At 49.5% G+C, this 666-nt stretch carries 1 protein-coding gene; it reads right to left on the bottom strand.

From position 1 onward, the window contains the following. Nucleotides 1–3: 3 nt before the first annotated feature. A partial coding sequence (gene istB, locus LRP50_RS25420) for an IS21-like element helper ATPase IstB (protein WP_274167179.1) occupies nucleotides 4–666 on the bottom strand: 663 nt, incomplete at its 5' end.

Here is a 666-nt window from a genome sequence, read left to right as displayed (position 1 = left end):
TGGTTATCCCTGCCTTTCCGATTCATTTTGTAGAACGGTTGGCACTGTCCCTAACGCTCTTTTTCCTTTGAGCCGATAACTCTCTCCACTTATCTGAATGATGTGAGAATGATGAAGTAGTCGGTCCAACAGCGCAGCCGTGAGTGTAGTGTCATCAGCGAACGCATTTGACCATTGTGAGAACGGTAAATTGCTTGTTACAACCACGCTGCCCTGTTCATACCGTTTTGCGATGACATTGAAGAACAAGTTCGCTTCTTCTCTCCCGAAGGGGAGATACCCGATCTCATCGATGATCAGCAGCTTTGGGCCCAGTACACTTCGTTTAAGGTAGCTTTCCAGCCTGTCTTGTTTCTTCGCCACTGACAGTTGAAGCATTAAATCAGCAGCGGTAATAAAGCGCGTTTTCAGCCCTCTTTGGACGGTAAGCTGACCAAGACTGACGGCTAAATGGCTCTTTCCAACGCCACTTGGCCCGAGCAGCACCACGTTCTCTTTTCGCTCAACGAAGGCGAGACTTGTCAGCTCCTTGAGTTGTTTCCTCGGCGCGCCCGTCGCGAACTTGAAGTCATAATCGTCGAACGTTTTATCCATCGGGAAGCCTGCGAACTTTGTGAGGGTGACTCTTGTTCTCTCCGCTCTTGCTTGCAGCTCAGCATTGAGTAG

The organism is Enterovibrio gelatinilyticus (assembly GCF_028683095.1).
Taxonomy (GTDB): domain Bacteria; phylum Pseudomonadota; class Gammaproteobacteria; order Enterobacterales; family Vibrionaceae; genus Enterovibrio; species Enterovibrio gelatinilyticus.
Note: the sequence above shows the minus strand (reverse complement) of the source record. Positions and strands in the feature narration are given on the sequence as shown.